Origin of the sequence: Corallococcus praedator (genome assembly GCF_003612125.1) — a bacterium.
Taxonomy (GTDB): Bacteria; Myxococcota; Myxococcia; order Myxococcales; family Myxococcaceae; genus Corallococcus; species Corallococcus praedator.
This window is the reverse complement of the sequence record NZ_RAWI01001330.1, coordinates 1-400: the sequence shown is the minus strand read 5'-3', so window position 1 is coordinate 400 and position 400 is coordinate 1. Positions and strand designations below refer to the sequence as shown.

Annotated in this window: 1 protein-coding gene; it reads left to right on the top strand. The window is 56.5% G+C overall.

Annotated features, from left to right (window positions below; all coding sequences use genetic code 11):
• Positions 1–400, top strand: a 400-nt coding sequence (locus D7Y13_RS44325; protein ID WP_120631165.1) for an ABC transporter permease subunit, incomplete at both ends; no start/stop codon positions are given.

Genomic DNA, 400 nt, shown 5'->3' with positions numbered 1-400 from the left:
CTACAGCAATCTCGGCCTGATTTTGGCCTACACCTATTTTCAGTGGCCGCTGATGATGCTGCTAATGCTGCCCGCTGTGCAGCGGTTTCGCCAACAGTGGCGCGAAGCCGCTGCCAGCTTGGGGGCGACGCGATCGCAATTTTGGCGCTGGGTTGGCATCCCGATTTTGCTGCCGCCGATCATCGGGGGGGCTGCTTTGCTGTTTGCCAATGCGTTTGGCGCTCAGGCTACGGCGTTCGCATTAGCAGGCGGAGCGCTGAATCTAGTGACGATTAAGATTACCTTTCTGGTCAAAGGCCAAACCGATTTCAACCCTGGTTTGGCAAACGCGCTAGCTGTGGAAATGACGATCGTGCTGGCGATCGCAGTGGTGATCTATCAGTACACCAATCAACGCGCC